This window comes from Cupriavidus sp. GW823-FHT07A04, from assembly GCF_058794615.1.
The window spans coordinates 1-6,035 of record NZ_JBXAHA010000048.1 but is presented as its reverse complement, the minus strand read 5'-3'; the positions used below and the strand labels follow the sequence as shown (position 1 = coordinate 6,035).

Genomic DNA, 6,035 nt, shown 5'->3' with positions numbered 1-6,035 from the left:
GGGGCTTGGGGAAAAAATTCATCGAGCCGGAAAAGACGTGCCAGCAAGCGGTCCGGGGTGGCCTGGATCTGATGGGTGGCGGCCAACACAGCAACACCGGGTGTTCGCGCATGTGCGACAGGTAGTGGCTCTTGCGGCGCCATCGTGCCGCTGGCTTGGCTTGCCGGCGTTGATGCAAAGCACGAGGGGTTTGCGATTGGCGTGAGTGCGCACTAGTATCCATCGTGGGCAGGTACTCGCTGTAGACGGGCGAGTGGGCGCTCAATGCGCAACTTCGCGCAATCACGTCGTGGCTGCATCGATGCCTAGCATTCCAGACCTGATACGTACCTTCCAAAGCGGTGGTCTGTCGCACGACGAACTGTTGGCCCGCATTGACAGCACCTTGGCCGCGGACCAGGCAAGCGCCACGCAGCTAGCGGACATGCTCAGCGAGGAGAACACCCGCTTCCCGCTGCCGCCTGGCGTTTATGAAGAGGTGTTGCGGCGCATCGAGCGCCGCGGGGCAACCCAGTTCGAGGATGGCGGCGAGGAAACCCGCGTGCAGACTGGCCACGCTGGCATGGCGTCCGCGCCTTCCCTGCCATCGCAAGCGCCCGCGAGCGATCAGGCGATTGCCGGGGCGGAGCAGACCAAAGGGGTGGGCGATACCTTGAATGGCCGCTTCGTGCTGGAGGAGTGCCTGGGCGTGGGCGGCATGGGGACGGTCTACAAGGCGCTCGACCTGCGCAAGCTCGAGGCCTCGGACCGCAAGCCGTACATCGCCATCAAGGTCCTCAATGTGCAGTTCCGGGGTCATCCGAAATCGCTGATCGCGCTGCAGCGCGAGGCGCGCAAGGCGCAGACGCTGGCGCACCGCAATATCGTGACGGTCTATGACTTCGACCGCGATGGCTCGGTGGTCTACCTGACCATGGAGTACCTGTCGGGCAAGTCGCTCAATCGTGTCTTGCGCGCGCCAGACTTTGCCGGCATGCCTTACACCAAGGCGCTGCCGATCATCACCGGCATGGGCCGGGCCTTGTCCTATGCGCACGAGCGCGGCTTCGTCCACTGCGACTTCAAGCCCGCCAATGTCTTCCTCACCGATAGCGGCGAAGTGAAGGTGATCGATTTCGGCATCGCGCGCGTCTTCCAGCAACCGGCGGACGACGCGGACCCGACCGTGTTCGACCCCGGCACGCTCGGCGGCATGACCCCCGCTTATGCCAGCCCCGAGATGTTCGAGCATCGCGAGCCGGATCCGCGCGACGACATCTACGCGCTGGCCTGCGTGACCTATGAACTGCTGACCGGCAGGCACCCCTATGAGCGGCTGTCGGCCAACCAGGCGCGCGGCGCCGGCCTCAAGCCACAGCGCCCCAAGGTGCTAAGCCGCGGGCAGTGGCGTGCACTGCGCGCGGCGCTGTCTTTCGATCGCGCGACGCGCACGCCTACCGTGGCGCGTTTCCTGGCCGACATGGGCACCGAGCGCCACGGTGGCATGCCAATGGCCAAGCTTGGCGCTGCGTCGGTGGCCGGTGTGCTGCTGGCGGGCGGGCTGGGTTACTACGTGTGGCGCGCGCGCACCGCGCAGGAGGGACAGCAACCTGCGGCGCAATCCGCGTCAAGCGCGGTGGTATCCGCCACTCCCCAAGCCGCAGTGACGCCATCCGCCGCGCCGGGCTCGCCGCCGCCGGCGCAACCGAGCGAGGAAGCCCGGCCCGAGCGCACGCTCTCCATGCAGGCCGTGGCGCCGGTGCTGGCACGCGCGCCTTGCTCGCTGCTGTCGGCCACCGGGCAGGACCATGTACTGCAGGTGCGTGGCTACGTGGCGGAGCGCTTTGGCATCAAGCGCCTGAAAGACGAACTGGGCGCGGTGCCCGGCGTGCAGACGCTAAACCTGGACGTGCAGACGCTGGGCGATGACAAGTGCGACGTGGTCAAGCTGATCTCGCCATACTGGTCGGGGCGCCGCAGCGCAACCGCGCTGACCACGATCCGTACCCGGGCGCCCGGCGCGCAACTCACGGAGGGAACGCCACTGATCGTGGATATCACCACGCCGCCTTACGACACCTATGTCTACGTCGACTACTACATGGCCGATGGCAAGGTCGTGCATATGGTGCCAAGCCAGCGCGCCAAGGCCAACCAGGCACCCGCCAGCTACACCGCTGCCGTGGGCAGCCTCGGGGACTGGGTGATCTCGAAGCCGTTCGGCACGGAGCTGATCGTGCTGATCACCACGCCTGCGCCGCTGTTCGACGCGCTGCGCCCCGAGTCGGAGCCCAGGCAGGACTACCTGCGCGCGCTCGACAGGCAGCTGGGTCCGATGGCGGCGAAGCACGGAGAAAGCCACATCGGTGCCGACATGGTGCAGATATCCACCAACCCGCGCTAGCCAGGCAAGGCGCCATTGGCAGCGGCTACTTCAGGTCCCGCACGACGCGAAAGCCGTTTTGCGACTGGCGTACGCTCGCGCTGTACTTGAAGCGGGTGGAGGAGAGCATATAGCTCGCGCCTTCATGCCATGAGCCGCCGCGGATCACGCGCACGCCGCAGCCGGGCTCGTCCCAGGCGCGTCCGTCGGCAGGCGCGTTTTTGTAGGAGATATGCCAGCAGTCGGCGACCCATTCCCACACGCTGCCGTTCATGTCGTGGAGGCCGTAGCCATTGGCGGCAAAGGAGCCGACGTTGGCGGGCGCGTCGGCATTCCACGGTTCGCCGCAGTCCTTGCAGTTGGCCGTGCCTTTGCGCATCTGGTCGCCCCACCAGTAGAGCGTCGTGGTGCCGCCCCGGGCGGCGTACTCCCACTCGGCTTCGGTCGGCAGGCGGTAGTGCTTGCCGCTGACCTTGCTCAGCCAGGCGACGTACTGCTGGGCATCGTCCCAGCTCACATCGCGCACGGGGGCGTTCCTGGGTGCGTTGGCGACAGTGGCGATGCGCTGGCATGCCCCCGCATCAGCGCAGGCGCCCCATTGTTCCACCGTGACTTCGTACTTGCCGATCGCGAAGGGCTGGCCGATGGTGACGTGATGCGGCGGCTTCTCGGTCGGGTCACCGCCGTTGCTGCCCATAGTGAAGCTGCCCGCCGGCAGGCTGTGCAGCACGGGACAGGCCGGGCAGTCCTTGACCTCGCCCGGCTTGATCTCGACTGTCACGGCGCCGGCCGCGGCAGCTCGTTGCGTGGCGGGTGCAGGCGCGCTTGCGGCCGGGGCGGGTGGAGTGGATGCGGCAGGCGCGGTTGGTGATGGCGCGGCAGGCGGCGCCTGCACCTTGCCGGACTGGGCGCGTGCTGGCGGCGGCGTGACGGTGCCTTGCGCGGTGGCTTGCCCGGATGAGGCGCCTGGCGTGCGAGCACGCTCGGCAGGCGGCCCGGCCGCGCGCAGCCGCTCGATCCTGGCGCGCGCCAGCGGCGCGAAGCGGCCGTTCGGATAGGCCTTAAGGTAGGCCTCGTAGTCACTTGCGAAATTGCTGTTCTTGATGGAGTCCCAGAAGCTGAGCTCGTACTGCTCGTCGCTGTCCTTGGGAAGAATGCCGCGATGCTGCGCAAGGATCAGCGGATGGGCTTGCCTGTGCGCGAGCGTGAAGGGTGCGTTGTCCTTGTCGTTGACGGTGTCCGTGTCGTTGTCGTTTTCGCCGGTGGCCGCGGCGTTCGCCGCGAATCGGAGCGGGGCGGATAACGACGATGATAGCCACGGTTGCTGCCGCCGCCCGGTGTGCTGGCTCACCATTTCGCCGGCCCGGCGCAGGGCGGCCTCGGCATCAAGGCCGGGTATGCGCATCGTGCGCAGCAGGGCGCCGGTGAACGCGCCGTGCCGCGCGCCCTCGGCTGCCACGGCGCCGGGGGCCGTGGCATAGGCAATCAGCGTGTTGGCGGGGGCGGCGGGCGGCTTGACGGCACTGCCGCGATAGGGGTTGTCCAGGCAGCTATCGAGGATCACCACGTTAAGCATGTCCGGCCTTGGCGCCGACATGCTGGCCAGTACGGCGTCAAGCGCGGTGCCCGCGGTGAGCAAGTGGCCAGGTGTACGGCTGCCGGCATCGACGGGAATCATCACCGGGGTGTCCGCGACCTCGATGCCGTGCCCCGCGAAATAGAACAACCCCGTGCCGCCGGCCTGCAGGCGCTGCTGGAATTCGGCAAGCGCGCGCGCCATGCCTTCCCGGTCCAGGTTCTCGCGGAGCATGACGTCGAAGCCGAGCGCGGCCAAGGTGCGGCGCATTGCCCGGGCGTCATTGGCGGCGTTGGGCAGCGGCTCGTCCACATAGGCGCCGTTGCCGATGACCAGGGCGAGGCGCCTGCCCGGAGCGCTCGCGGGGGCGGCGGCCGGGTGCCTTGCCTCGGGGGGGAGGGTTGGCGTGTCGATACCGGCTTCGGCGCGCACGACCGCAGCCAACCCGAGCAGGCACACGACAAGGAATTTTCGCCACATATGCAGGCCTTGTTCGTACGGCGCCGAAGTGCATCGGCGGTCCGCGTGCCAACGGCGTGACGCGGCACGCGAGAGCGATGATGCCCGGCCATCACCTGGCCGGCCTGCCTTGTCCTTTGCGCTGACGTGATGCAGCGCTAGCGGCACTGGGCTGGCTCAATCAACCATAGCACAGCGATTGTGAATCCGGAGGTGCTTCGCAACGCCGGGTGGCGTAGCAAGCTCACAACCGCGCGGCGCCGGCGCGGCGCAGGGTATCGCCAAGTATCTTTTTGCTGTTTTCCGTTCTAAGCTGAATGACGAAATTGGATGACGAAATGCAGCGCGCCGGCCTGAAGCCAATCAACGAATCAGCCAAAAGCCAAGCACCAATAGCAAGAATTCACCGCGTTTGAGACAAGCTGTTCGGGAGGGCTAACGTATGCACAGGCGAACCGTGCTCGGCACATTGGCAGCGTCGCTGCTGACTCCGTTACCTTCGATCTCGTTGTCCACGACGTCCCCACCCAATGCCGAGGTCTACATCATCTGGCCGCCCGACGGCGCCGTGATCGATGGCGGAAAATTCTGGGTGCGCATGGGCCTGCGCAATATGGGGATCGCCCCCAAGGGCGTCGACATGGCCAACGTCGGCCACCACCACCTGTTGATTGACACGGACCTGCCGCCGATGGACAAGGAGATTCCGAATGACCGGAACCACCTGCACTTCGGCGCCGGCGAGACCGAGGCGCGGATCGAGTTGCCGCCGGGCAAGCACACCTTGCAGTTGCTGCTCGGCGACAAGGATCACAAGCCCCACGACCCGCCGATCTACTCCAAGAAGATCACCATCACCGTTCGATAAGGCCCCGGGCCGCCGGGCCGGCGGCACGATACGGGAGACAGTCCATGCGTAAGCTCGTTCCGGCTGCTGCGCTCGCCGCCAGCCTGCTTCTGATCGGTGGCACGCCGAGCGGCGCAAGCGCGGACGCCACGCCCGCGCCCGCCCATGCCTACCTGTATATCGGCTTTCCCAACAACAACCAGGTCTTGCCGGCGGGCAAGCCGATCAAGGTGTGGTTCGGGCTGCGCGGCATGGGCGTGGCGCCGCGCGGCGTGAAGTTTCCGAACAGCGGCCATCACCATCTGCTGATCGATACCGACCTGCCGCCCATGGACAAGGAAATCCCGAACGACCGCAACCATCTGCATTTCGGCGCCGGCGAGACCGAGACCACGATCGAGCTGCCGCCGGGCAAACATACCTTGCAACTGCTGATGGCCGACGACAAGCACATTCCGCACAACCCGCCGATCTACTCCAAGAAGATCACGATCTACGTGAAGTAACCCCGGTCGTTCATTCGGGTTCGCGCTGTTTTCGCTGCGCCGCATGACGCGTGCTGCTCGCGCTTCGCTGCGGATCTCATTGCGCGCTTTCCAGGCGGCGCTCGTAGCACATCTCCCCCATGTCTTCATCGCTCCGGCCGTGCGCGCCGCATGAGGCGGACGCTTGTCGCCAGCGAGCAAACACATGGTGTCTGTTGTGTTGGCCGCCACCCATCAGATCCAGGCTGCCCCGAACCGCTTGCTGGCGCGTCTTTTTCGGCTCGATAAATTTTTTCCCCAGGCCCA

At 66.4% G+C, this 6,035-nt stretch carries 5 protein-coding genes; 3 read left to right on the top strand and 2 right to left on the bottom strand.

The window, feature by feature from the left end; genetic code table 11:
• The first annotated feature begins 301 nt into the window (after positions 1–301).
• Positions 302–2,383 (top strand): serine/threonine protein kinase, encoded by a 2,082-nt coding sequence (locus tag AC1Q7Q_RS40250; protein ID WP_492376777.1) that lies wholly within the window; start codon positions 302–304, stop codon positions 2,381–2,383.
• 25 nt (positions 2,384–2,408) lie between these two features.
• Here AC1Q7Q_RS40250 and AC1Q7Q_RS40245 read toward each other — a convergent pair whose 3' ends face one another.
• Positions 2,409–4,418 carry an SUMF1/EgtB/PvdO family nonheme iron enzyme gene (locus AC1Q7Q_RS40245; RefSeq protein WP_492376778.1) on the bottom strand — a complete coding sequence of 670 codons (2,010 nt, stop codon included), beginning with the start codon at positions 4,416–4,418 and terminating at the stop codon, positions 2,409–2,411.
• 421 nt (positions 4,419–4,839) lie between these two features.
• Between AC1Q7Q_RS40245 and AC1Q7Q_RS40240 the strand changes: the two genes are divergently transcribed.
• Both AC1Q7Q_RS40240 and AC1Q7Q_RS40235 read left to right on the top strand, forming a co-directional pair.
• Positions 4,840–5,265, top strand: coding sequence for a DUF4399 domain-containing protein (locus AC1Q7Q_RS40240; RefSeq protein ID WP_492376779.1), 426 nt, complete (start codon positions 4,840–4,842; stop codon positions 5,263–5,265).
• Between the two features lie 44 nt (positions 5,266–5,309).
• Complete coding sequence (locus tag AC1Q7Q_RS40235) at positions 5,310–5,750, top strand: DUF4399 domain-containing protein (RefSeq protein ID WP_492376780.1); 441 nt, start codon at positions 5,310–5,312, stop codon at positions 5,748–5,750.
• Between the two features lie 76 nt (positions 5,751–5,826).
• Here the strand turns inward: AC1Q7Q_RS40235 and AC1Q7Q_RS40230 are convergent.
• A partial coding sequence (locus tag AC1Q7Q_RS40230) for a hypothetical protein (protein WP_492376781.1) occupies positions 5,827–6,035 on the bottom strand: 209 nt, incomplete at its 5' end.